This window comes from Streptomyces sp. NPDC048696 (assembly GCF_043198895.1).
Taxonomy (GTDB): domain Bacteria; phylum Actinomycetota; class Actinomycetes; order Streptomycetales; family Streptomycetaceae; genus Streptomyces.
The window spans coordinates 358,253-382,262 of sequence record NZ_JBICVJ010000008.1; the positions used below are offsets into that span (position 1 = coordinate 358,253).

Below are 24,010 nucleotides of genomic sequence, written 5' to 3' on the forward strand. Positions count from 1 at the left end.
CCGCACTGTGTCGGCGAGCCTCTTGGAGCGCGAAGGCCGGTCGGCCCGTAAGCGTCAGGGGCGCCGTGTCATGCCGTGCATCAGCAGCGTGACCACGGTGTTGAGGACGGCGTCCAGTTCCTGCGGCGGGATGCGGAGGCGGTCGGCTCGCCAGGTGAGGCCGAGGACGCCGTTCATGGTGGCCCACATGGCGGTGGCGGCGAGTTCGGGGTCCACGTCCGGGGTGAACGAGCCGTCCGCGATGCCGTCCCGCACCGCCGCCACGAGCTTGGCGTTCTGCTCGTCGACGAGATCCGCGATCCCGCCCAGACCCTCGGCGTCGGCCGGCGGTTCCGCGAGGAGCCGGAAGTGGTGCGGGCGCTCCATGGCGAAGCGCGTGTACGCCTCGGCGGCCAGCAGGATGCGTTCGAGCGGGGTGCCGGGGGTGGCGTACGCCGCGTCCATGTAGCCGCGGTTCTCCTCGAAGGCCAGCTCGGCCACCGCGATGAGGACGGCGGACCTGCCGCCCACCCGGTTGTAGACCGTCTGCACGGCGACATCGGCACGCTCGGCGACGGCTTCGAGGGTCAGGGCCGCGGGCCCTCCCGCGACGAGGATGGCTTCGGCCGCTTCGATGATCGACCGCCGTGTCGCGGCCGCCCGTCGTGCCGTTCGGGAGGAATCTTGCGTTGCCACGGCGCCACTTTACAGCGCTTCCAAAGTTGGGATAGCTTCCAACTTTGTGAGTGGTTCCAAGATTGCCGGTTTACCGAGCGTCGACCCGGGGGAGCGATCGCGGTGAGCGCAGGGGCATACGGCGACGAGAAGGCGGCCGGGAAGCGCTCGGCGGCGGGGGACGCGGCGCGGGGATTTTGGCCGTACGAGCCGGAGCTCACCCCCGACGACGAGGAAGCGCTCGGGGAGTTCGGCGGCACCTTCCGGCCCACCTCGCGCCATGTGTGGATGATGGCCGTCCTCACCGTCCTCGGGTCGGCCTTCGCGGCAGTGATCCTCGTCGCCATGCGCCTGAGCAGTCGGGACGGTGAGTCGCCGCCGGCCGCGGACTACGTCTTCCTGGCCGTGTTCGCGCTGGTCGGCCTGGGCTCGCCGTTCGGTGTCCGCGCCGCGGTGCGCGACCGCCGGGAGCGCGTCCACCTCTTCGACGACGGACTGGTCGACGTCGACCGGAACGGTGAGGTCGTCGTCTTCCTGTGGCGCGATGTCGCCCGGGTGGTGCGGTCGGGCGTGGGTGACCAGCCGACCCGGGGCGAGATCTGCAGGTCGTACAGCCTTGTACTGAAGTCCGGGCCCTCACTGATGGTGGGTCAGAACTACGGCAACTGCGATCCGTTGCTGCGGGCCGTCGAGACGGCCATCACCGACGGGCGGCTGCCGCGCCCTCGACGGTGACCGGTCGCAGGTGCCGCTGAAATCCGCACGAGCACGACGGGATGGGGAAGTTCGTGACGCCAATACGGGCGACGGTCCAGGCGCAGACGCAAAGACACCTACGGCGGGGACGCGTGGCGCTGGCCCTGTGCGCGGCCGTGCTCGCGGGCTGTTCGGCCACCGACGACGGTGGGCACGGCGAAGCCCGCCCCGAGCGGACCGGCACCACTGCTGCGGGCGTGTCCCCTGAGCCCGCCCCCGCGAGCGCGTCCGCCGCGCGGACGGGTGCCGCCACGCCCGCCCCCCGCTTCCGGGCCGACCCCGCACGCCTCCCCACGACCCGCGCCGCCGCTCTCGACCTGGTCCGGGCCGTCGCCGCGGGGCCCGACAACTACGGTCCCGGCTACGAGAAGCGCTCGCCGTACGAAAGCGATCCGGCCGACCGGCCGGTGCTCGGCGTGGACTGCGTCTGGCGGCAGGCGAAGCAACCCGACGACATCCTCGCCGGCCTCACCCGCTACAGCCGCCTACCCGCGAGCGGCGGCAGGGGCGAGGTCCGTCTGTCCGCCACCGTCACCGTCCACCGCACCGCGGCACAGGCCGACTTGGAGATCGCCGAGACGCTGGAGGAGGCGCTGCGCTGCCCCGACCAGCAACTGCGCGAGAGCGAGCGGATCTCGGGTCTGAATTCGATCGGCTCCGGCTACGGTGCGAACGGCAACACCTCCGCCGACGACTCCCTCATGGAGATGGGCAGCTACCTTGCCCCGGCCCTGGGCGACGGCCCGACCCCGTACTTCTGGAACCAGGTCCGGCTCGGCCCGGTCACGTTGGCCGTCGCCGTCCAGGGCGGCCGGGGCGTCGGTCAGAACGACCTGCTGACCACTCAGGCACGGGCGGTCGCCGAGATGGAGACCGCGGTGCGCACTCGTCTCGGGGGGCAGGGATGAGCGACCGATCCCTGCGCCCCTTCGACCCCGCCTTCGTCGGCGGCCACCGCGTGCTGGCCCGGCTCGGCGAGGGCGGCATGGGTGTCGTCTACCTCGGCCGTACGCGGACGGGGGCGCTCGTCGCCGTCAAGGTGATCCAGGCCGAGTACGCGCACGACGAGGACTTCCGGGCCCGGTTCCGTCGTGAGACACGGGCCGCGCAGCGCGTGGACTGCCCCTGGGTGGTCAAGGTCACCGGCGCCGACCCGGAGGCCGAACAGCCCTGGCTGGCCACGGCGTTCGAGCCCGGGCCCTCGCTCGCCGACGCGGTTCACCGGCACGGTCCGCTGCCGGTACGGGCCGTACGGGTACTGGGCAGGCAACTGGCCCGCGCACTCGACGCCGTCCACGCGGTGCGTCTGGTGCACCGGGACGTCAAGCCCGGCAACATCCTGCTCGCCGTCGACGGCCCCCGCCTCATCGACTTCGGCATCGCCCGGTCCGCCGACGACACCGTGATCACCTCCGCAGACCTGGTCGTCGGTACCCCCGGCTTCCTCTCCCCGGAGCAGGCGGCCCCTGGCGGTGGCCAACCGGGCCCGGCGAGTGACGTGTTCTCCCTGGGATGCGTGCTGGCGTACGCGGCGACCGGGCGGCCGCCCTTCGGCAGCGGCGCCGTCGACGCCCTGCTCTACCGCACCGTCCACGACCGGCCCGACCTCGACGGCGTCGACGAGGAGCTGGCCGTCGTGCTGCGGCGCTGCCTCGCCAAGGCCCCGGCCGACCGCCCGACCGCGGCCGAACTGGATGCCGCGCTTATCGAGGACGTGCCCCCGGCAACCGCCGACTGGTTGCCCGAAGACATCGTCCGGCTGATCGCCGAGCGGTCCGCCGAGATGATGGCGCTGCCGGACATCGACGCCACCCTCGCCGACACGGCGCACGCTCCCGCGCCGTCGCGCCGCAGGTTCCTCGCCCTCGCCTCCGGCGGCGCGGTCCTCGCCGCCGGAGGCGGCATCGCGGCCTGGGCGGCGCTGCGCGGCAGCGGCGGCGGTACCGGCGGGCAACCCGCCGCGCCCGGCTGGGCGCTGGGTGTCCAGGCCGACCTCAGCGGCCCCGGCAAGGCGGCCGGGCAGGCCCAGGAACAGGGGGCGCGGCTTGCCGTCGAGCAGTTCAACGCTCTCGGCGAGCGGCCGTTCACGTTGCGGTTGGCGACCGCGGACGACGGCGGCAGCGCCGACCGCGCCGTCACGGCGGCGCAGCGGCTGGTGGCCGACCCGGACGTGCTGGCCGTCCTCGGTTCGAGCGCCGACGCCACCACCCAGGCCGCGCTGCCCGTCTACGACGCGGCCCTGCTGCCCGTGATCAGCATGTCCGCCGGGCAGAACCTCCTGCAGAACGTCCGCTCCTTCGTACGTGGCCGCCCCCTGCACAACGCGGTGGCGATGAAGCTCGCCTTCCAGCTGAAAGCCACCAGTTCGGCCACACCGGTCGGCCTCCTGCTGGACCGCAGCGGCGGCGACGTCTCCTGGATGTCCATCCAGATGATCAACCTCATCCTGCGCAAGTACGGCGACGCCACCCACCCCCGCGTCGTCCCGGTCGGCACCACCGACCTGGCGCCGGTCCTCGACGACATGCGGGCCCACGGCATCCGCGCCTTCGTCTACGCGGGACCGGTGGACGGCGCGATCCGCGCGGCCCGGGGGCTGGCGCGCTTCGACGGGCCGAAGTACGCGGCCGAGCCCGCCCTGGACGCCCGGTTCGCCGCCGAGCCGACCGCCGAGGGCTGGACCGTCACGGCCAGCGCGATCGGACCCGAAGCGCCGGCCGTGCACTCCTTCGCGCAGGCGTTCCGCACCCGGTACGGACACGCGCCCGGGCTCTGGGCCGCCGAGGGCTACGACGCCGCGAACCTGCTGATCCGCCGCCTCACCGCGGCCAACGGCAGGCGTCCGGCGCACGCGGCGCTCGCCGCCTCCCTCAAGACCGCCCGGTACCAGGGCATCACCCGCAGCTTCGCCTTCGACGCGGAGACGGCGGGGACGCCGATGCTCGCCACCCCCGCCAGCTTCGTCCACGAGGTACGCGGCGGTTCGTTCCGCTATCTGGGCCCCGCGCCGGACAAGGCACCCCTGCCGAAAGGAAAGTGACGGTGCGTCCGCTGCTGGCGGCCGACCCGGAGTCCATCGGCGGCCACCGTCTCCTCGCCCGGATCGGGTCGGGCGGCATGGGCGTCGTGTATCTGGCCCGCTCCGAGGGCGGCGCCCTGGCCGCACTCAAGGTCATCCGCGCCGAACACGCCGCCGACCCCGGTTTCCGGGCCCGCTTCCGGCGCGAGGCCACCGCGGCGGCCCTGGTCGACGGCCGCTGGACCGCGCCCGTCACCGCGGCCGACGCCGAGGCGGACGAGCCGTGGATCGCCACCGTGTTCGTCCCGGGTCCCTCGCTCGCCGAGACCGTCGTCGGCCATGGGCCGCTTCCGACCGCCACCGTACGTGCGTTGGGCGCGCGGCTCGCCGAAGCGCTCACCGCCGTACACGCGGCGGGCCTCGTCCACCGCGACATCAAACCCGGCAACGTCCTGCTCGCCCTGGACGGCCCCCGCCTCATCGACTTCGGCATCGTGCGCGCGGGCGGTGCCACCGCCCTGACCGCGACCGACGTCGTCATCGGCACCCCCGGCTATCTCTCGCCGGAACAGGCCCGCGTCCGCGAGGAGGAGGTGGGCCCGCCCAGTGACGTCTTCTCCCTCGGCTGCCTGCTGGCCTATGCGGCGACCGGCCGCGCGCCGTTCGGCGGCGGCGGGGCGGCCGCCGCGCTGTTCCGCACCATCCATGAGGAGCCCGACCTCGACGGCATCGCGGACCCGGGCCTGCGGGCCCTAATCGCCCGCTGTCTCGCCAAGGATCCGTCCGACCGCCCCACCGTGCCCGAACTCCGCGCCGCACTGGGCGACTTCCGCGCCGACGACTGGCTCCCGCCCGGTGTGCCCGCGCTCATCGCCGAACGCTCGGCCCGCATCCTGAACCTGCCCGAGCCCGAGGCCGAACGCACCGTCCCGCGTACGACGACGGACGTGCCGCCCGCCCCGGGCCGCCGCCGCTTCCTGCTGCTGGGCGCCTCCGCCGCCGGGGTGCTGGCCGCGGGCGGCACCGCCGCCTGGCTCACCGGCGGCAGCCCCGCGTCACCGGCCACCGCCACCCGCCCGACGCGCACCGTCGCCCTGCACGCCGATCTGACCGGTCCGGGCCGGGGCCTCGGCACCCCGGTCGCGCAGGGGATCCGCCTCGCCGCCGCGGAGCACAACGCCCGTACGGACCGGCTGTTCGACATGGCGTTGCAGGTCCACGACGACCTGGGGGACCCGGACCGGTCCCGGGACGCGGCTCGTCGGCTCGTCGCGGACCGGCGGGTGTGCGCGGTCGTCGGGCCGACCTCCGACGCCACCGCGCTCGCGGCCCGCGACACCTACAACAGCGCGTCACTGCCGCTGGTGACCGCGTGGGCGGGCGCCGACACCCTCTACGCCACGGAGTCGGCCACCTCCCCTGCGGTGTTCCAGCTCCGGCCGCCCGACTCCGCGATCGACGCGCCCCTCGTCCGCTACCTCACCGTCGTCCACCCGGCCGCCCGTACCGCCCTCGTCGACGACCGGGCCACGCGCGACTACAGCTGGCTGATCGGCAACTCGCTGCGAGCGGTCCCGACGTTCGGCGCCACGCTCACCACCTGCACCGTCGCCGCCGACACCGACGACTTCGCCCCGGTCGCGCGGACGGTACGGGACGGGGCCCAGGCCGTCGTCTACTGCGGCGGCTCGCCCGAGCGCGCCGCCGCCTTCGCGCGGGCCCTGCGGGCGGCCGGATTCACCGGTACCGCCGCGGCCACCGAGAAGGTGTTCGACCCGGCGTTCTTCGCCCACGCGGGCGCGGCGGCCGAAGGATGGGTGTTCTCGACGACCTTCGTGGACCCCGAACGCACCACGTCCGCCACGGCGTTCGTCCGCTCCTTCAAACAGCGGTACGGCGTCGCGCACGTGGGAAGGGGGGCCGCCGAGGCCTATGACGCACTGGGACTGATCGCCCGCGCCCTGGCCGACGCGCAACCGAGCGGCACGGAGGTGGACCGGGGCACCCTTGCCCACCGGCTGCGGGCCCTCTCGTACCGGGGCATCACCCGGACCTTCGCCTTCCAGAAGGGCACCGGCGTCGCGGGGATGGCCCCCGGGCTGTTCCTGTGGCGGGTGGAGCGGGGGACGCCGGTCTTCCTCGGACAGTACGAGGGAGTCGGGACAGGATGAGCTGGTGCTTCGGCACCCGATCGAGGATCAGTTGGCCGCAGGCCAGGGGATGTCGGTGGTGGCGACGCTCCAGCGTTCGGCGACCGCGTCCTGGACGGCGTGGTTCAGTTCCCAGGTGTCCAGGCGGACGCGGCCCTCGCCATCCAGGACGAGTGGGCGGGTTCCGGCGAGCAGCCCCTTGGCGGCGCGGAACACGACAGCGCCGGACGGCGGCGTATATAGCCGCACAGTGCGGACATCGGCGGGAAGATCTGCTTGAGCGGATCCCGGTCGTACGACGGCGCCCAGGTGACGATGACGTTCAGATGCTGGATCAACTCGTCGACGGTATGTATTTGCGGTTTGAACATATGCAAGTGGGTTTGTGGCGGCCGCGTTCGGTGGAGGAATGGAGCTATGGCTGAGGACACCGCGGCTCGGGCCGCTGATACCGCACGTGGCTACTACAACACCCGTGACGTCGACGGGTTCTACGCCCAGGCCTGGGGCGGGGAGGACATCCATATCGGGCTGTACACCGATGCGCGCGAGCCGGTCGAGGTGGCGGCCGGGCGCACGGTGCAGCGGCTGGCCGCGAAGGTGGCTGACGCGCTGGGGCCCGACAGCACCGTGCTGGACATGGGGTCCGGTTACGGAGGCGCGGCCCGCAGGCTCGCGCAGGGATTCGGCTGCAACGTCGTGGCTCTCAACATCAGCGAGGTGCAGAACCGCCGGCACCGCGAACTCAACTCCCAGCGCGGCCTCGACGGCCGTATCGAGGTGGTGACCGGATCCTTCCACGACATCCCGGCTCCTGACGCGAGCTTCGATGTCGTGTGGTCGCAGGAGGCCCTGTGCCACAGCGGCGACCGGCCCCGCGTGCTGAGCGAGGCCAGGCGGGTTCTCAGGCCCGGCGGTCATGTGGTGTTCACCGACATCATGGCCGCCGAGGACGCCCCGGAGAGCGAGGTGCGCCCGCTGGCCGAGCGCCTGGCCATCAGCGGGTTCGCCACGCCGGGCTTCTACCTGGAGCAACTGCGGGCGCTCGGCTTCGCGGAGGCGGACTTCGAGGATCTCAGCGATCACATGGTGACCCACTACGAACGCCTCGTCGACGAGGTCAGGACACCGGCGCCGGGTCTGGTGAAGGACGTCAGCGCCGAGTACCTGGAAGGCTTGGGAACCAACCTGCCGCAGGTGGCGGCCGCGTGCCGCAACGGTCATCTCAGGTGGGGCATCTTCCACGGCCGCCGCGGATAACCGGGGGTCCAGCCGCTCGATCGTCCCGTGCGGGGGTTTGTCTACCGTGCGCGGACGCGGGTGTCCGCGCGGACTGTGGCGGCGGTGTCGGCGTCCTCGTCGATGGTGACGCCGGTGCGGCCGGTGGCGATGGTGGTGGGTGCGAGGACCATGACCTCACCGAGGGTGCTGTGGTCGGCCCAGATGCACAGGGGGTCGGCGCTGCCCGTGCCCGACGGGTGGGAGGACTCGGCGGTCTTGTACATCTGGCACTTCATGACGGCGTCGCCGAGCCCGCTGGGCCCGAAGCCCGGGGCGGGCTCAGCCGCCGGGGGTGACCAGGCCCGTCTCGTAGGCCAGTACGACGGCTTGGGCGCGGTCGCGGAGGGCCAGTTTGGCGAAGATGCGGGCCACGTGGGTCTTCACGGTGGCCTCGCTGAGGGTGAGGGCCGTGGCGAGTTCGGCGTTCGACAGGCCACGGCCCAGCAGGGCCAGTACCTGGAGTTCACGCGGGGTCAGCGCGGCCAGATCGCGATGCGTCGCGGGTCGCCGGGTCACGGAGGTCGAGGGGCCGTGAGCCGGGTCGGCGGCTCGGCCGGTGGTCGCGTGGCGCTCGACCAGACGGCGGGTGATCGAGGGGGCGAGCAGCGCGTCACCGGTGTTCACCAGGCGTACGGCTGCCGCGAGATGGGCGGCGGTGACGTCCTTGAGCAGGAAGCCGCTCGCCCCGGCGGCGAGTGCCGCGTAGACATAGCCGTCGAGGTCGAACGTGGTGAGCATGAGGACCCGGCAGTGCGGCAGCAGCCGCAGGACGCGCTTGGCGGCCTCCAGACCGTCCAGGTGGGGCATCCGGATATCCATCAAGACCACGTCCGGGCGCAGTAGTTCGGCCTGCGTGACGGCCTGCACGCCGTCCGCTGCCTCGCCGACGACGTCGATGCCGCGCGAGGTGAGGATGAGGCGGAACCCGGTACGGATCAGCTCCTCGTCATCGGCGATGAGGACCCGAGGTCCGTCGGTCTCGCGGGGCGGGTTGCGGTCCTGGCCGACGCTGTGGTGGGCGCGGTCGTCGGGGGCGGAGTCGGTCACGGGCGCTCCAGCGGGATACGGGCCCGTACGCGGTAGCCGCCGCCGATGCGGCGCCGGGCGTCGAAGTGGCCGCCGTAGACGGCGACGCGCTCGCGCAGGCCGATCAGGCCGCGCCCCGCGCCGTCGTCCCGACGCTCACGGGGAGTCGGTCCGGTAGCCGCGCCCGCGTGGTCGCCGGACAGAGGGCTCCTTCGGGTATCCGTACTCCCGTGCTCGCCGGACAGCACGCTCGGTCCGCTGTTGAGCACCTCGACCCGCAGGCTGTGGTCGGCATAGCGGACCGTCACCGCCGCCTTGCCGCCGTCGCCGTACTTGAGGGCGTTGGTCAGCGCCTCCTGGATGATCCGGTAGGCGGTGACGTCGATGCCGGGCGCCAAGGGGCGCGGTTCGCCGGAGATGCGCACCTCGACCGGGAGTCCGGCGAAGGCGATCCGGTCGACGAGGGTGCCCAGTTGGCGCAGGCTCGGCTGCGGTGCGAGCCCGGAGAGGTCCGCTTCGCCGTGCCCGGGTGCGTCCGTGCCGTCGGCTGATGGTGCCAACAGGCCCAGCAGATGGCGCAGTTCGGTCATCGCATCGCGTCCCGCGCCCTCGACGGCCCGCAGCGCGGTCTCCGCCTCGTCGGGCAGTGTGGCCAGCACCTCACGGGCGGCGCTGGCCTGAACGACCATCAGACTGACCTTGTGGCTCACGATGTCGTGCAGTTCACGGGCGATACGCGCGCGCTCGGCCGTGACCGCCGTACGGGCGGCGGCCTCCCGTTCGCGCTCCAGCAACCAGCGCCGGTCCTCCAGCACCTTGCGATAGCGGCGGCGGGCACGCACCAGCAGCACGGTGGTACTGGCGGCCACCGCCGAACTCCCCGTCACCAGGGCGGCAAGCAGCCAGCCCGTCCCAGATATCCCCACGTCGCCCATCGTGCCAGGCGGCCGGGGGACGGGCGTCCCCCTGCGGGTCCACCTCGTACATCCCCAGGATGACCACCACTTCGGGTTACCTCCGGGGGCTGATGTCCGGGCGGCCCACGCCGCTTACCGTCCCTGTCATGAGCACCGAAGACATCGGCGGCACGGTCCTGGGGACCGACCCGGCCGCCGTGCGCGAGAACGCAGTCGTGCGGGTGAGCGGCCTGCGCAAGGAGTACGGAGACACCCTCGCCCTGGACGGCGTGTCGCTGGAGATCGGGGCCGGAGAGGCGGTGGCGGTGATGGGACCCTCCGGCTGCGGAAAGTCGACCCTGTTGAACATGATCGCGGGCCTCGACCGGCCGAGCGCCGGCTCGTTGCGGGTGCATGGCGAGGACCTGGGCGGACTCAACGAGACCAGGCTGGCGCTCTTCCGGCGCCGCCGGATCGGCATGATCTTCCAGTTCTTCAACCTCATCGACGACCTGCCCGCGATCGACAACATCGCGCTGGCCGCCCAGCTCACCGGCACACCGGCCCGGCAGGCCCGGCGCCGGGCGCTGGAGTTGCTCGACGAGCTCGGCATCGCCGATCGCAGGAACGTCTATCCCGCCGCGCTCAGCGGCGGCGAGCGCCAGCGGGTGGCGGTGGCCCGCGCGTTGATGAACCGCCCCGCGCTGCTGCTGGCGGACGAGCCGACGGGCGCGCTGGACAGCCACGCGGGCGAGCAGGTGATGGACCTGCTCATCGACCTCAACCAACTCGGGCAGACCCTACTGATGGTGACGCATGATCAGCGGCTGGCGACGCGCTGCGCGAGCCGCCTGGTGACGATGGCCGACGGCCGGATCACGGGCGAGCGCACCCTGGAGCGGTCGGCATGAGCGCGGTGTGGCAGGCCTCGCGCGCGGCCGTGCGCCGCCGTCGGCTGCAGACCTCCGTGATCGCGGTGGTGGTCCTCGTCTCCAGCATGGCCCTCGTGGTCGCCCTCGGACTCCTGGACGTCGCGTCCGGACCGTTCGACCGGCTCTTCGGCCAGGCGCACGGCGCGCATGTCGTCGCCACCTACGACGCGGCGCGCGTCTCCGGCGCGCAGGCGGCACGGACCGCGCACCGGCCGGGCGTACAGGCGGCGGCCGGGCCGTTCCCACAAGCCGTGGTCGACCTGCCGCAGAGCGCGGCCGGCCAGATGCCCGGAGTGGGAGCCGGCCCGATGACCGTGGTGGGGCGGGCGGAGCCGGGTGGACCGGTCGACCGCCTCGATCTGTTCGCCGGGCACTGGGCCACCGGCCCCGGCCAACTCGTCCTGGCGTTGCCGGACGCGGCCGGGATGGGCACCGGTCCGCACTCCCCGCTCGGCAAGCGGATCCAACTGCCGGGGCTTGCGCCGCTGACCGTCGTCGGCCTCGCGTCCAGCGTGAGCGGCACCGCGCAGGCATGGGTCTCCCCGCAGCAGATCGCGGCCCTGCACCCCACGGCATACCAGATGCTGTACCGGTTCGACCGGGCCGCCACATCCCGCCAGATCACGGACGCCACCGCGAGGGTGACCGCCGGCCTGCCGTCCGGATCGCTGATCGCCCACCAGTCGTATCTGACGCTGAAGGCCCAGGTCGCCTCGCAGCCCGACGCCTTCGTGCCGTTCCTCATGGCCTTCGGGATACTCGGCCTGCTGGTGGCCGTGCTGATCGTGGGCAATGTGGTGAGCGGTGCGGTCGTGTCCGGCTTCCGGCACATCGGGGTGCTCAAGTCCCTGGGATTCACGCCCAACCAGGTGGTCGCGGTCTATCTGGTGATGGTCTGCGTCCCGGCTGCGGTCGGCGCGGCCCTCGGCACGGCGCTCGGCGCGGTGGTCGCGCGGCCGCTCCTGCACCAGGTCTTCCAGGGAGCGCAGCTCGGTACGGTGAACGTCACGCCGACGATCAGCTCCTGGGTGTACGCGACCACGGCGCTCGGGATGCCCGCGGTCGTGGTGCTGGCCGCGCTGATCCCGGCGCTGCGCGCGCACCGGCTCTCCGCGGCACGCGCGATCAGCGCGGGCAGCGCCCCCAGCGGTGGACGCGGGCTGGCGATCCAGCGGTGGCTGAGCGGGGTACGGCTGCCGCGCTCGGTGTCCCTGGGCCTCGGTCTGCCCTTCGCGCGGCCAGGACGGGCGCTGCTCACCGTCTCGGCGGTACTGCTCGGGGTGGCGACGGTGACCTTCGCCACCGGCCTGTCGACGACCATGGTCTCCTACGGCGACGCGATCGAGGGCGTCGGCAGGACGCAGGTCGTCGTCTGGCCCGGGCAGGCCAGGTTCGGGCAGAACCTGCCGCACCAGGGCGACGCGGCGACCCAGGCGCTGCTGCGCGGTCTGCCGCATGCGGCGGACGTGTCGGCCGTGGGCTTCGCCGACGTACGCCTGCTCGGGCAGAGCCAGGGTGTGAGGATCCAGGGTGCGCGCGGGGGCCGGTCTGCGCTCCAGGACGACCTGGCCGGAGGCCGGTGGATGCGCTCCCCCGGGGAGGTGGTGGCCTCCGGCAGGTTCCTGGCCAAGCACGGTCTGCGGGTCGGTGACTCGTTCACCTTGGGCGCGGCGGGCGGTCGTCAGAAGCGCGTGCGGCTGGTCGGGGAGGTCATGTCCGGGCCGGCGGACCTCATGCGCGCCGACTGGTCAACGGTGACCGCCCTGGCACCGGACGCGCAGGCCAACCAGTATTGGGTGCGGCTGGCCCCCGGAGCCGATGCCGACGCCTACATGAAGTCCGTACGGGCCGCCGACCCGGGCCTCGCCCCGAGCGCACAGACATCGGTGAACGCAGGGGCCGTGACGGTCATCAGCTCCGCGTCCGCGCTGACCCTGATGCTGTCGGTGGTCGCCGCCCTGGGGGTGTTCAACACGGTCGTGCTGAGCAGCCGGGAGCGGCGGCGCGACCTGGGAATGCTGAAGTCGATCGGCATGACGCCACGTCAGGTCACGGTGATGCTGGTGGTGTCCATGGCCGGGCTCGGTCTGGTCGGCGGGCTCCTGGGGCTGCCGCTGGGAGTCGCGGCCTACCGTGTGGTGATCCGGATGACCGAGGCGAGCGCCCACCTCGCCTTCCCGGACCGGATGCTGGACGTATGGCACCCGGGGATCATGGCGCTGCTGGCCTTGGCCGGGGTGGCGATCGCCGCACTGGGTGCGGTGATACCGGCGCGGGCGGCGGCTCGGCAGACCATCGCGCGGGTTCTGCATACGGAGTGACGGCGCGGGCTCAGCTGTCGGCCCTGTGCCTGCGTGCCGCTGGCGGTGTGTCCATAGAGTGGCCCTGTGCCCCTGTCCCCGCGTGTGCCCGATCTGCCGGCCCTCGATCTGCTGCTCAGTGTGATCGAGCTGGGGAGCCTGGGGCGGGCCGCCGCCGCGCACGGCATCAGCCAGCCCTCGGCCAGTTCCCGGATCCGCTATCTGGAGAAGCTGGTCGGCATGCCCGTACTGGAGCGCACCACGCTCGGATCCCGACCCACCCCGGCGGGCGCCCTGATCGCGGAATGGGCGCGGACCGTCGTCGACGCGGCGCAGCGCCTGGACGCGGGCATCGGCACGCTGCGCGACCGGCGCGACTCGCAGTTGCACGTGGCCGCCAGCCAGACCGTCGCCGAGTACCTGTTCCCCAAGTGGCTGATGGCGCTGCGCGCCCGGGCGCCCGAGACCACCGTCGCGCTGGAGGCGGGCAACTCGGCCGGAGTCGGCGAGGCGGTTCTGGCGGGGCGCGCGGAGATCGGCTTCATCGAGAGCCCGCGCGCCCCCAAGGGCCTGGAGAGCCGCCCGGTGGCGCGGGACCGGCTGCTCGTGGTGGTGGCGCCGGACCACCCCTGGGCGCGGCGCGGCACGCTCACCGTCGACGAGCTGGCGGGAACCGCGCTGATCATGCGGGAGGCCGGTTCCGGCACCCGGACCTCCTTGGAGCGGGCGCTCGCCGCACAGGCGCCCGGCCGGCCGCCCACGCCCCTGCTGGAGCTGTCCTCCACCACGGCCATCAAGACCGCGACGGCGGACGGGTTGGGGCCCACGGTACTCAGCTCGCTGGCGGTGGACGCCGAACTGGCCGCCGGGACACTGAAGGCGGTGCCCGTGTCCGGCTTCGAGGCGGGGCGCACGCTGCGGGCGGTGTGGCCCAGGGGCGGCCGACCGGCCGGACCGGCCCGCGACCTCTACGCGATCGCCCGCCGAGGGGCATAGAAGCACTCTATGGGTGCATCGATCCGTTGCCGCTACCGGCGGGGAACGGACGGACGGAGGGTGTGAGTGACAAGGAAGTCACCTCACCCCGAGAAGCTGGACACCATGTACACCCTCCTCTTCCTGCTGATCGCCCTGTGCGTGTTCGCGGTACTCGCCGACTGGTCCCGCCGGGCGCGTCTGCTGACGTGGTCGACGACGCTGGCACTGTGCTTCATCGCCTTCCTGCCCCACGTCATCGACCACAGCTACCAGCTGGCCTTCTGAGGAGCACCCCGCCATGAACACCATCACCCCCTTTGCCGAGGCCAGGCTCTCCCACCCCACCGAGGCCAGGCTCTCCAACAAGCTCGGCCTGCTCTTCGCCAACCTGTACGTACTCGGCATGTGCGCCACCATCGGCGGCGCGTACATCTTTCAGTTCGGGTTGTGGGAGTACCCCTGCCCGATGTGCCTGCTGCAGCGCATGTTCATGCTGCTCAGCGCGCTGGGCCCGGCCTTGATCGTGTACCGCTCGCGCAAGGGCACGGTCAGCGGCCAGGACAACGCCTCGGGCTGGGGCTGGGCCCTGGTGTGCGCCCTGCTCGGCAGCACCGTCTCCATCGCCCAGGTCCTGATGCACATCGTGCCTCCGGACGCCGGTTACGCCGGTGCGTTGTTCGGCCTGCACCTGTACACCTGGGCCGCCATCACCTTCGGCGCCGCCGTCCTGGTCGCCGGGATCAACCTGGTGCTGGTCCACCGATCCGAGCCGCTCGACGCCGGACTCGCCTCGCCCGCCCTGCGCCGCACCGGAACCTTCACCCTGGCGGTACTGGTCTTCTTCGCCGTCAGCAACCTCGTCGCCTGCTTCTTGCTGCAGGGCTTCCACTGGCAGATGAGCGGCGACCCCACCAGCTACGCCTTCTTCTCGGATCTGCTCTGAGCCCGAAAAGGCAGCCCGTTCGAAGGGTGGGCGGCCCACGGCGAGCCGCGAATCGCCCCCGCGACAGCGGATCGCCCTAGCGGGTCACCACGGAGAAAGCCGGGTAGACCTTCGGCTGCGGGCTCTCGACGCCGAGTTCCTGCAGGATCGGAACGATGGTCTTGCCGAACTCCTGGAAGGCTTCCTCCGACTCCCATACGTCGACGACCAGCCAGCCGTCGGGAGTGGGGGCGGCGGTGTGCGAGATGAGGCCCTTCACCGGCCAGTCCGCCGGGGACTTCACGGGGCCGGGCCGGCCGGCGACCTTCTCGGCGCTCTGCTCGTACTGGGCCTGGGTCATCCCCGGGACATCGAAGACCGCGACGATCGCCATGCTGAACTCCCGGACAGGGGAAAGTCTGACTCGTCGAGTCGACCATCGCGGTGCACCACCCGCATGTCGGCCGAGCCGAATGGGCCGTACCAGTCGGTATGGCCCATTCGCACGGGACCCGCGGAGAGCACGGTGAGCCGGCATGCGATCCCGCTCCGCCCCCCGTCGGCTCCGCCGCCTTCGCCCGACGACTGTGCACCGGCGCGGCTTGGGGCGGAGGATGGAGGCAGCATGCGCGGGCGCCCCGAGAGGAGCGTGGGAGTGGCAGGGACAGCAGCCGAACGGGCCGACCAGCCGAGGCCGACGGATGCCACGACGGCCGTGGGCGGGCTGCTGGACGTGCTGGGAGTGGCCGCGGTGGTCCTCGACGAGCGGGGCCGGATCGTGCTGTGGAGCCCGCAGGCCGAGGAGCTGTTCGGCTTCAGCTGCCAGGAGGCGCTGGGCCGGCCCGCGGCCAAGCTGCTGGTGGAGGAGGAGCGGCAGCACGAGGTGCTTGAGCTGTTCGGCCGGGTGATGTCCGGGCAGGGGCCGTGGGCCGGGGTGTTCCCGGTGCGGCACCGGGACGGACACATCCTGGGCGTGGAATTCCGCAATATGCGCCTGGAGGCCGAGGGCGGTCGCTTCTTCGCGCTGGGCATCGCCTCGAAGGAGACGACCCTGCGCCGGGTGGAACGGGACCTGGCGCTGTCCTCGGGGCTGGTGGGTCAGTCGCCGATCGGGCTCGCGGTGCTGGACACCGAGCTGCGGTACGTACTGGTGAACGCGGCGCTGGAGGAGATCAACGGGCTACCCGCCCGGGAACACCTCGGCCGCACCCCGAGCGAGATGCTGCCGCACCTGGACACCGAGGCGATCGAGGCCCGGATGCGCGCGGTGCTGAAGACCGGCGAGCCGATGCTGGACGACTTCACCACCGGGTTCACACCGGCCGACCCGGACCACGAGCACGCCTGGAGCGCCTCGTTCTACCGGCTGGAGGACCAGGCCGGACGGGTGATCGGGGTGGCGATCTCGGTGATGGACGTCACCGATCAGCACCAGGCCGCACTGGCCGCCGCCCGCGCCCGGCGCCGCCTGTCGCTGATCGCGGACGCCTCGATCCGGATCGGCACCACCCTCGACCTGGCCACCAGCGCGCGTGAGCTCGCCGACGTGGCCGTGCCCGAGGTCGCCGACATCGCCGCGGTCGACGTGCTGGACAGCGTGCTCGCCGGTTCCCCGCGCGCCAACGACACGCGCGGAGTGCGGTTCCGCGCCCTGGCGCTCAAATCCGCCCATCCGAGCGTCGCCGTCCAGGCCGCCGACCCGGTCGGAGAGGTCGCCCTCTACGGAGCGCAGCGGCTGGTCGCCCAGTGCGCTCGTACGGGCCGTCCGGTGCTGGTTCCCCGGGTGCGCGGCTCGGACTTCGTCCGTATCGCCCGCGACGCGGCTGCCGCGGACCTGTTGGAGCAGGCCGGGGTGCATTCCTACCTCGCCGTGCCGCTGATCGCCCGGGGTGAGGTGCTGGGCGCCCTCGACCTCAAGCGGGCCCACAACCCCACCGCGTTCGACAGCGACGACGTGCTGCTGGCCACGGAACTCGCCGCCCGCGCCGCCGTGTGCATCGACAACGCCCGCTGGTACCAGCAGCAGCGCCACGCCACCCTCGCCCTCCAGCGCCACCTGCTGCCACCGCACCACACCACCGCGCCGCCCGGCCTTGCCATCGCCCACCGCTACCAGCCCGCCGTCGCCGCGGACGAGACCGGCGGTGACTGGTTCGACGCCATCCCGCTGCCCGGCGAGCGCACCGCCCTCGTGGTCGGCGACGTCATGGGCTCCGGCATCACGGCCGCCGCCACCATGGGACAACTGCGCACCAACACCCGCACCCTCGCCCGTCTGGGGCTCGCCCCCGACGAGGTGCTCACGCATCTGGACGAGACCACCCGCGACCTCGGCGAGGCCATGGCCACCTGCGTCCTCGCGCTCTACGACCCGCACACCCGTGTGTGCCGCCTGGCCTGCGCCGGCCACCCGCCGCCCGTCCTGGTACGCGCGCACGGCCGACCGCACCTGATCGACCTCGACCCCGGCGCGCCGCTGGGCGTCGGCTCCGTTCCGTTTCGCACCACTGAGCTGCGTCTTCGGGCCGGCGACGACCTCGTCCTGTACACCGACGGCCTCGTCGAAGTCCGTGACCAGGACATCGACCAACGCCTGGAAGCCCTCACCGACCTCCTGGCCGGCCCGCACCGCCCGCTGGAGGACACCTGCGATCTGCTGCTCGCCGCCATGCGCCGCCCGGACACCGCCGATGACGTCGCCCTGCTGATCGCCCGTGTCCTGCCCTGACCGGACGGTCGTCGCAGGCCGGACCGCGCGGCCCGCGAGCGATCGGCCCTCGGCCGGTCTACGGCGTCGTCGGCCGGTTCAGTTCTTTGATCAGGTCGGCGATTTCCTTCCGGAACTCCGCGACGTTGGCCTTGGAGTCGTTGAAGCCGGCCTTGAAGTCGTCCTTGGCTTCCTTGACATCCGCCTCGAACTCCTTCTTCCGGTCCGCGATGAGCTTGTTCAGCTCGGCCGGCCACATCGCCGGATCGATCCTGGGGTCGTCGTCACCGTCCCGGCGGTCCTGGCTCAGCGCCTGCCCGTCCGCGGGCCCGGGGTGGGACGCGGCGGCGGCAGGTCCCGTGGTTCCTGCGGCGAACGCCCCGCACAGGGCGATCGCGGCGACGGTGACGCAACGGCGCATGACGTGCCTCCTCATCAGTAGACCGGCCCATGTCACCCCCACTACCGGCCCACTCTTGGCCACCCTCCCTCCGGGAGCCACCCGACCCCGCCGAACGGGTGACCGTGCATTGTTCGTCCGGGCCGCAACCCGTGCTCGTCGCCGTCGTTATGAGAGTTGAGGGGTCGAGCGACCGCAAAACGAATGGACGGGGTAAAGGATCGATGAGACACATTCCGCTGCACGGCGTGGGCCTGCTGAGCGGGGCCGGGCCCGGGGCGGAAGGTGAGGAGCTCCTGAGACACGGGATGGAGCTCGTCGATCCCACGCTGCGCGCGGCCGTGGACCGGTTGCACCCGTCCGTGGCCATGGTGTGCCGCTACCACCTCGGGTGGGACACCGACGACCTCCCGGTGCCGGAGTCCGGGGCGGGCAAGCGTGTCCGGGCGGCGCTCGCCCTGTTGTCGGTGCGGTCCGTCGGCGCGCCGGAGCGGTTCGCCGCCGTCGCCGGTACGGCGGTGGAACTCGTGCACCAGCTCTCGCTGCTCCACGACGACGTCATGGACGGCGACGCCAAGCGGCGGGGCAAGGCCGCCGCATGGGCTCAGTTCGGCACAGGCGCCGCCGTGCTCGCCGGGGACGCTCTCATCGTCCAAGCCGTCGCCACGGTCGTCCGGGCACAGGCGCCGGGCGCCCGGGCGGCCACGGAAGACCTCGTCGTCACCGCGGAGCAGATGGTGTACGGGCAGGCGGAGGACCTCGCCCTGGAACACCGGCCCCTGCGGGAGACGTCCCCGAGCCAGTACGTACGCATGGCTCGCGGCAAGACCGGTGCGCTCTTCGGCAGTGCGGCGGCTCTCGGCGCCGTGCTGGCGGACGCGCCGCCGCCCGTGGTGCGCGCCCTGCGCGAGGCGGGCAGCGACCTCGGCGTGGCGTTCCAGATCCTCGACGACGTGCTCGGCCTGTGGGGCGAGAGCTCACTCACCGGGAAGCCCGTCGGCGCGGATCTGCTGCGTGGCAAGAAGACGCTGCCGCTGGTCCTCGCGGCCGGCTCGGGCACCGCCGACGGCGTGCGCGTCGCCGACCTGCTCGACTCCGCACCGCTGTGCCCGGCCCGTATCCCCGAGGTCATGCGCCTGTTGGAGGCCACGGGGTGCCGCGAGCTGGCCGAGGAGGCGGCGGGCCAACACGTGGTGTCGGCCCTCGCCGCACTGGACGAGGCGGGCAACCCGCAGGGCGTACGCCGGCAATGGCACGCGCTCATCGGCTGTCTGGCCCGCCGCAGCCGCTGACCCGGCCCGGTAGGAGTCCGCGCACCGTCCCACGCACGAGGAGGAGACCCACGGTGCCGCCCACCCCTGAGTTACGGCGCAATCGGCATCCTGCCCGGTGCGTTTCAGGCCGCGCTCCGACGCTGGACCCTCAGCAACAGCCTGATGTCTCACATCAACCTGGTGCGCCGTGCGGAGATTCCCGGTTTCGCTGTGACATTCCGCTACCCCCGGGTGCCTTCTCGTCACCGCTCTCACCTGGGCATACTCCACGCCTGCCCCGCTTCAAACCGTCCCGGGGCGAGGGCTGTTCGCAAGGAGCTGGTGGAAGAGATGACGTCGCAGACAGTCCGTGCGGACGCCGCGGGCACCTGGTTGCTCGGAGACCTCACGGTCAACCGGATCGGTTTCGGTGCCATGCGCCTGACCGGCAGCGCCGCCTTCCACCAGGGCATCCCGCGTGATCGTGACCAGGTGATGGGCGTGCTGCGCCGGGCCGTCGAGCTCGGCGTCAATCACATCGACACCGCGGCGTTCTACTTCTCCCGGCTGCGCTCCGCCAACGAACTGATCAACTCGGCGTTGGCGCCGTACGCGGACGACCTGGTCATCGCCACCAAGGTCGGCCCCGTACGGGATGTGTGCGGCGAGTGGACCGACCGGGCGCGGCCCGACCAGCTGCGCGGCCAGGTGGAGGAGAACCTGCGCCAGCTCGGCCGCGACCACCTCGACGTGGTCAACCTGCGTGTCATGGGCCAGGATTCGATCAGCGAGGACTTCGCGGCCCTCGCCGAGCTGCGTGACGCCGGACTTGTCCGCCATCTCGGCCTCTCCAACGCCCGCCCCGCCCACCTCGCCCAGGCCCAGGCGATCGCTCCGGTGGTGTGCGTCCAGAACCGCTACGGCATCGACGCGCGCGGCGGCGCGGAAATGCTGCGCGCATGCGCCGCACACGGCATCGCGTTCGTGCCGTTCTTCGCCATCGCGGGCGCGGGACGCGAGGCGGGCGCCGTCCGGGCCGAGCACGAGCAGGTCCTCACCGTCGCCCGTGCGCACGAGGTGTCGCCGTCGCAGGTACGCCTGGCCTGGACGCTGCACCAGGGCCCACACGTCCTGGCCATCCCGGGAACGGGCAACCCGGACCACCTCATCGACAACCTGGCGGCAGGCGCACTGCACCTGACGGAGCAAGAACTCGCATCGCTCGATGCGGTCGACTGATCCACGTCGGGCCCGTCAGGGGCGTTTCACGGGTGGGTTGGTCGGTTCACTTGGAGGCGGGTTAGCAAACCCCCAGTGGCCGACGAGGTTCGCGTAGAGGGTGGAGGTGCGGACCAGTTCGTCGTGCGTGCCCAACTGGGCTTTGTCGCCGTCGAGTACGAGGATGTGCTCGGCGCGGCGGGCCGAGCTGATGCGGTGCGCGATGACCACGAGGGTTCCCGGGCGGCGCGCGAACGCGGCCTCCACCGTCGCTTCCGCCGCCGGGTCGAGGTTGCTGGTGGCCTCGTCCAGGATGACGATCCGGGCGGGGGAGACGTACACCCTGGTGAGGGCGACCAGTTGTCTTTCCCCTTGGGACAGTTCGGCGCCGCCCGCGCCGATCAGGGCGTCCAAGCCGCCGAGCCGGTCGGCGAGGAGGGCGAGGCCGGTGTCGGCGGCCGCGCCGGTGAGTTCGCGGTCGGTCACGTACGGTGCGAGATAGCCGAGGTTGTCCCGGAGCGTGCCCGCGAACACGTATGCCTCTTGCGGGATGATGCTGAGCAGTCGGCGCAGCTCGGACTCGCGGATCTGCCTGATGTCCGTCCCCCCGAGGGACACGGTGCCGCGCTGCGGTGCCAGCAGGCCGCCGAGCAGGCTCGCCAGCGTCGACTTGCCGATACCGCTCGGCCCCACCACGGCAAGGTGGCGGCCCTCGGTCAGGGTGAGGTCCAGCGCGTCGACGATCGGCGCGGCGTGCGGCCCGTAGGCGAAGGTGAGACCGGTGGCCACCAGGTCGCACCGCTGCGTAGCCAGTTGTTCTCCCACTGCCTGTGTTTGTGGTCGCCGGTCGGTGAAGCCTTCGCCGAGGCGGTCGAGGGTGACCGCGAGTTCCACGCACAAACTGCCTCCGGTGCCCACGAGTTCACGCAGCGCAGGCTCCAGGCCGACGGTGAGGTAGGTCGCCGCGCCGATCACTTCACCGGGTGTCAGACGGCCCGCGTGCACCAAGGACGGCGCCGATGCCAGCAGGACGACGAGCGGGAGCTGGCCGCCGAGAAAGACGATCAGGCTGCGCACTGCCATCGCCCGGGCGAGTACGCGGGAGTGGCCCAGTGATCCGTCTATCGCGGTCCCCACCGCCCGGGTCGCCTCGGCCTCCCCCGCGCAGGCGATCGCGTCGCGGATCCCGCCGAAGACGGTGCCTGCCGTCCGGGCGACCTCTTCCTCGGCCAGGAGCACCTTTCTGCGCCGGGCGGCGAGCCCGGGAAGCAGGAGGGCGAAGACGGTCAGGGAGACGGTGACGAGTACGCCCGTGACCAGGGCCACCGACGGAGCCAGGAGCCACAGCCCGGCCAGCGCCGCGAGGGCGGTGAACAGGATCTGCCGGGCCATGCGCAGCAGTGAGCCGAGGAGGTCGCGTACGGCTTGGACCTGTTCGGTGACGCGGGCGACTTGGGCCGTGTCCGCCCGCTGGTGCGAGCCGGTCGCCGAGGTGACCGCACCCTCGACCACGGCCGTGACCAATGCGTCGCGGACCGGCTCGACGACCGCCGCCAGGTGGGGGAACAACTGCCGGGTCGCGATCGCGGCAACCAGTGCGGACCCCAGCAGGACCGCGAGGAACGCCGTACCGGAAAGGGCCTCGTGGGCGAGGAAGCGTCCGAGCGCCGCGCTCACCAGCAGTCCGGAAAGGAGCGACGGCAGTGACTCGATCGCGGACCAGAGCGCGATGAGGCTCAGAGTGCGGCGCCGCGCCCTCAACTCCCGTACCAGTAGGGCGAGTCCCGCCCGGTTCATGCGAACACCGCGCGGTAGTCGGCGTCGCCGGCCCACAGCACGTCGTGGGGCGCGCAGGCGCGGATGCGCCCGCCGTCCAGCCATGCCACGAGGTCGGCTCTGGCGGCCGTGGTCGCCCGATGCGCGACGAGCAGACGTGTCCGCCCGGCCAGGTGCTCGGTCAGTGCCTCGGCCACCTTGGCCTCGGTCGCCGTGTCGAGGCTGGACATCGCGTCGTCGAGGACGAGGATGCGGCGACCGTGCGCCACGGCCCGCGCGAGCCCCAGCCTTTGCAGTTCACCGCCGGAGAAGGTGGTGTCGTCAAGCGCGGTGTCGAACCCCTGCGGCAGCCGCCGGATGAAGGCGTCCGCCTCGGCGACCCGGGCCGCGTACTCGACCTGCGCCGACGGCGTCTCGGGCCGTCCGTAGGTGAGTGCCTCGCGGATGGTCCTGCCGAGCAGGACGGGCCGGTCGAAGGCGTACGCGATCTCTCGGCGCAGGTGCAGGGGGTCGACCAGAGCCGTGTCCATGCCATCGATCACGACGCTGCCCCGGTCCGGGTCGATGAGACGGGCGGCGAGCAGCGCGAGGCTGGTCTTGCCGGCCCCGGAGCGTCCGACGAGCGCGACCGCGGTGCCCGCCGGTACATCGAGGTCGAGGCCGTCCAGGACGAGTCGGCCCTGGAGACGGACCGTCACCTGGCGGAAGGACAGCGCTCCCGGTCCCGGTGGCAGGGTTCCCGAACAGCCTGTCCGCACCTGGGGTTCGGCGGCCAGTACCTCGGCCACCCGGTTCGTACTGGCCTGTACTTCGCGCAGATAGACCACATGGTGCACCTGGTCGAGGAAACCGAGCGCGAAGGTCAGATACATGGACGCGGCCAGGAACTCACCCGCCGACATCCGGCCGTCCGCCACACCGAGACCGGCCACGAGCAGCACCGCCACCCGGATTCCGGTCAGGGCCAGCTCGGCCCGCCAGGCGACCGTGCGCAGGATGGCCCAGTTCTCCATCCCGCACCGGGCCAGTGCGCGCAGCGGGTCGAGGATGCGCGTGACTTCACGTGCTGCGGTGCCCGAGGCGCGGATGGTCCTGCGGCCGGCCAGCGCGTCCGCGAGCCGCGCGGCGATCGTGCCCTGGAGCTCCGCGTAGCGCTCGTAACAGCGGTACGAGTTGTTCGTCTTGCGCCACAACAGCCATGCCGACGGTAGCGCTCCGGCCAGGAACACCACGCCGAGCCGCCAGTCGATCAGCGAGAGCGCGCTCAGCCCGGCCAGCGAGACGGCGCTCACCACCAGCATCTCGACGAGCACGGGCACGGCGCCGGAGCTGGTCGCCGCGTTGCCGGTCATCCGGCTGACCAGGTCTCCTGCGGGGTACCGGCGAAGGCCGGGAAGGCCGAGGTCGAAGACCTGCCGAAGCAGCCGGTACCGCAGCGAGGCCGCGACGCGCGTCATCACCGACGTCCGGGCCAGCCCGCTGCCCGCCTCCGCGAGGACCCGCAGGAGCAGCATCGCGGTGAGCAGAACGAGCGTTCCGGCGGGGGTGGCGCCGGTCAGTGTCCGGTCGACGGCGCGGGCCAGCAGGGAGGGAAACAGGAGCGATGTCCCGATCGCGACCGTCGCGCACACCAGGCTCACAGCCGTGCCCGCCGGTGCCAGCCGGGCCAGCCCGAGCGCGGTGCCCCGCGGCGGCGCGGTCGGCATCGCTCCTGCTTCCATCACTACCTCCGGTCAGCGCCC

General features: G+C 72.4%; 22 protein-coding genes and 1 pseudogene. 13 read left to right on the plus strand and 10 right to left on the minus strand.

Features of this window, described 5'->3' with window-relative positions; genetic code table 11:
- Window positions 1–54: 54 nt before the first annotated feature.
- On the minus strand, window positions 55–675 hold the full coding sequence (locus tag ACGFRG_RS19670; RefSeq protein ID WP_361425624.1) for a TetR/AcrR family transcriptional regulator: 621 nt from the start codon (window positions 673–675) through the stop codon (window positions 55–57).
- A gap of 102 nt (window positions 676–777) precedes the next feature.
- Here ACGFRG_RS19670 and ACGFRG_RS19675 point away from each other — a divergent pair, with 102 nt between their 5' ends.
- The 4 genes from ACGFRG_RS19675 (at window position 778) to ACGFRG_RS19690 (ending at window position 6,600) form a co-directional block, all read left to right on the plus strand.
- A complete protein-coding gene (locus ACGFRG_RS19675) occupies window positions 778–1,389 on the plus strand; it encodes a hypothetical protein (protein WP_393265513.1) in 612 nt (203 codons plus the stop codon).
- A 113-nt stretch (window positions 1,390–1,502) separates the two neighbouring features.
- The gene (locus ACGFRG_RS19680; RefSeq protein WP_393265516.1) at window positions 1,503–2,318 is read left to right on the plus strand and encodes a hypothetical protein; all 816 of its coding nucleotides are present in this window, start codon (window positions 1,503–1,505) and stop codon (window positions 2,316–2,318) included.
- Window positions 2,315–4,450 (plus strand): bifunctional serine/threonine-protein kinase/ABC transporter substrate-binding protein, encoded by a 2,136-nt coding sequence (locus tag ACGFRG_RS19685; protein ID WP_393265519.1) that lies wholly within the window; start codon window positions 2,315–2,317, stop codon window positions 4,448–4,450. The genes ACGFRG_RS19680 and ACGFRG_RS19685 overlap by 4 nt, the downstream gene beginning before the upstream one ends.
- 2 nt (window positions 4,451–4,452) lie before the next feature.
- Window positions 4,453–6,600 (plus strand): bifunctional serine/threonine-protein kinase/ABC transporter substrate-binding protein, encoded by a 2,148-nt coding sequence (locus tag ACGFRG_RS19690; RefSeq protein WP_393265521.1) that lies wholly within the window; start codon window positions 4,453–4,455, stop codon window positions 6,598–6,600.
- A 27-nt stretch (window positions 6,601–6,627) separates the two neighbouring features.
- On the opposite strand, the gene ACGFRG_RS19695 is transcribed toward ACGFRG_RS19690, so the two are convergent.
- Together ACGFRG_RS19695 and ACGFRG_RS19700 are read right to left on the minus strand one after the other, a co-directional pair.
- Window positions 6,628–6,795, minus strand: coding sequence for a hypothetical protein (locus tag ACGFRG_RS19695; RefSeq protein ID WP_393265523.1), 168 nt, complete (start codon window positions 6,793–6,795; stop codon window positions 6,628–6,630).
- Window positions 6,796–6,827: 32 nt separating this feature from the next.
- Window positions 6,828–6,950, minus strand: a pseudogene (locus tag ACGFRG_RS19700) (phophatidylserine decarboxylase associated domain-containing protein); the annotation flags it as partial.
- Between the two features lie 46 nt (window positions 6,951–6,996).
- Here ACGFRG_RS19700 and ACGFRG_RS19705 point away from each other — a divergent pair.
- Window positions 6,997–7,839 carry a methyltransferase domain-containing protein gene (locus ACGFRG_RS19705; protein ID WP_361425609.1) on the plus strand — a complete coding sequence of 281 codons (843 nt, stop codon included), beginning with the start codon at window positions 6,997–6,999 and terminating at the stop codon, window positions 7,837–7,839.
- Between the two features lie 41 nt (window positions 7,840–7,880).
- On the opposite strand, the gene ACGFRG_RS19710 is transcribed toward ACGFRG_RS19705, so the two are convergent.
- From ACGFRG_RS19710 to ACGFRG_RS19720, 3 genes are all read right to left on the minus strand, one after another.
- Entirely contained in the window at window positions 7,881–8,084 is a 204-nt protein-coding gene (locus ACGFRG_RS19710) for a hypothetical protein (RefSeq protein WP_393265526.1), read from the minus strand.
- Window positions 8,085–8,139: 55 nt separating this feature from the next.
- Complete coding sequence (locus ACGFRG_RS19715; protein ID WP_393265619.1) at window positions 8,140–8,817, minus strand: response regulator; 678 nt, start codon at window positions 8,815–8,817, stop codon at window positions 8,140–8,142.
- 86 nt (window positions 8,818–8,903) lie between these two features.
- A complete protein-coding gene (locus tag ACGFRG_RS19720; RefSeq protein WP_361425603.1) occupies window positions 8,904–9,812 on the minus strand; it encodes a histidine kinase in 909 nt (302 codons plus the stop codon).
- A 137-nt stretch (window positions 9,813–9,949) separates the two neighbouring features.
- Here ACGFRG_RS19720 and ACGFRG_RS19725 point away from each other — a divergent pair, with 137 nt between their 5' ends.
- From ACGFRG_RS19725 to ACGFRG_RS19745, 5 genes are all read left to right on the plus strand, one after another.
- Window positions 9,950–10,693 carry an ABC transporter ATP-binding protein gene (locus ACGFRG_RS19725; protein ID WP_393265529.1) on the plus strand — a complete coding sequence of 248 codons (744 nt, stop codon included), beginning with the start codon at window positions 9,950–9,952 and terminating at the stop codon, window positions 10,691–10,693.
- A complete protein-coding gene (locus ACGFRG_RS19730) occupies window positions 10,690–13,035 on the plus strand; it encodes an FtsX-like permease family protein (protein WP_393265532.1) in 2,346 nt (781 codons plus the stop codon). The genes ACGFRG_RS19725 and ACGFRG_RS19730 overlap by 4 nt, the downstream gene beginning before the upstream one ends.
- 66 nt (window positions 13,036–13,101) lie before the next feature.
- On the plus strand, window positions 13,102–14,010 hold the full coding sequence (locus ACGFRG_RS19735; RefSeq protein ID WP_393265534.1) for a LysR family transcriptional regulator: 909 nt from the start codon (window positions 13,102–13,104) through the stop codon (window positions 14,008–14,010).
- Between the two features lie 105 nt (window positions 14,011–14,115).
- Window positions 14,116–14,277, plus strand: coding sequence for a hypothetical protein (locus ACGFRG_RS19740; RefSeq protein ID WP_393265536.1), 162 nt, complete (start codon window positions 14,116–14,118; stop codon window positions 14,275–14,277).
- 13 nt (window positions 14,278–14,290) lie between these two features.
- Window positions 14,291–14,935 carry a disulfide bond formation protein B gene (locus ACGFRG_RS19745; RefSeq protein ID WP_393265539.1) on the plus strand — a complete coding sequence of 215 codons (645 nt, stop codon included), beginning with the start codon at window positions 14,291–14,293 and terminating at the stop codon, window positions 14,933–14,935.
- 76 nt (window positions 14,936–15,011) lie between these two features.
- On the opposite strand, the gene ACGFRG_RS19750 is transcribed toward ACGFRG_RS19745, so the two are convergent.
- Window positions 15,012–15,308, minus strand: a complete 297-nt coding sequence (locus tag ACGFRG_RS19750; RefSeq protein WP_361425585.1) for a hypothetical protein — start codon at window positions 15,306–15,308, stop codon at window positions 15,012–15,014.
- Between the two features lie 261 nt (window positions 15,309–15,569).
- Here ACGFRG_RS19750 and ACGFRG_RS19755 point away from each other — a divergent pair, with 261 nt between their 5' ends.
- Window positions 15,570–17,642 (plus strand): SpoIIE family protein phosphatase, encoded by a 2,073-nt coding sequence (locus ACGFRG_RS19755; protein WP_393265542.1) that lies wholly within the window; start codon window positions 15,570–15,572, stop codon window positions 17,640–17,642.
- Window positions 17,643–17,700: 58 nt separating this feature from the next.
- Here the strand turns inward: ACGFRG_RS19755 and ACGFRG_RS19760 are convergent, their stop codons facing one another.
- Entirely contained in the window at window positions 17,701–18,042 is a 342-nt protein-coding gene (locus tag ACGFRG_RS19760) for a hypothetical protein (protein ID WP_393265544.1), read from the minus strand.
- 203 nt (window positions 18,043–18,245) lie between these two features.
- On the opposite strand from ACGFRG_RS19760, the gene ACGFRG_RS19765 reads away from it, so the two are divergent.
- Complete coding sequence (locus ACGFRG_RS19765; protein ID WP_361425579.1) at window positions 18,246–19,313, plus strand: polyprenyl synthetase family protein; 1,068 nt, start codon at window positions 18,246–18,248, stop codon at window positions 19,311–19,313.
- A 312-nt stretch (window positions 19,314–19,625) separates the two neighbouring features.
- Entirely contained in the window at window positions 19,626–20,513 is an 888-nt protein-coding gene (locus ACGFRG_RS19770) for an oxidoreductase (RefSeq protein WP_393265548.1), read from the plus strand.
- 15 nt (window positions 20,514–20,528) lie between these two features.
- On the opposite strand, the gene ACGFRG_RS19775 is transcribed toward ACGFRG_RS19770, so the two are convergent.
- Both ACGFRG_RS19775 and ACGFRG_RS19780 read right to left on the minus strand, forming a co-directional pair.
- Complete coding sequence (locus tag ACGFRG_RS19775; protein WP_393265551.1) at window positions 20,529–22,289, minus strand: ATP-binding cassette domain-containing protein; 1,761 nt, start codon at window positions 22,287–22,289, stop codon at window positions 20,529–20,531.
- Complete coding sequence (locus tag ACGFRG_RS19780; RefSeq protein ID WP_393265554.1) at window positions 22,286–23,989, minus strand: ABC transporter ATP-binding protein; 1,704 nt, start codon at window positions 23,987–23,989, stop codon at window positions 22,286–22,288. The genes ACGFRG_RS19775 and ACGFRG_RS19780 overlap by 4 nt, the downstream gene beginning before the upstream one ends.
- Between the last annotated feature and the right edge of the window lie 21 nt (window positions 23,990–24,010).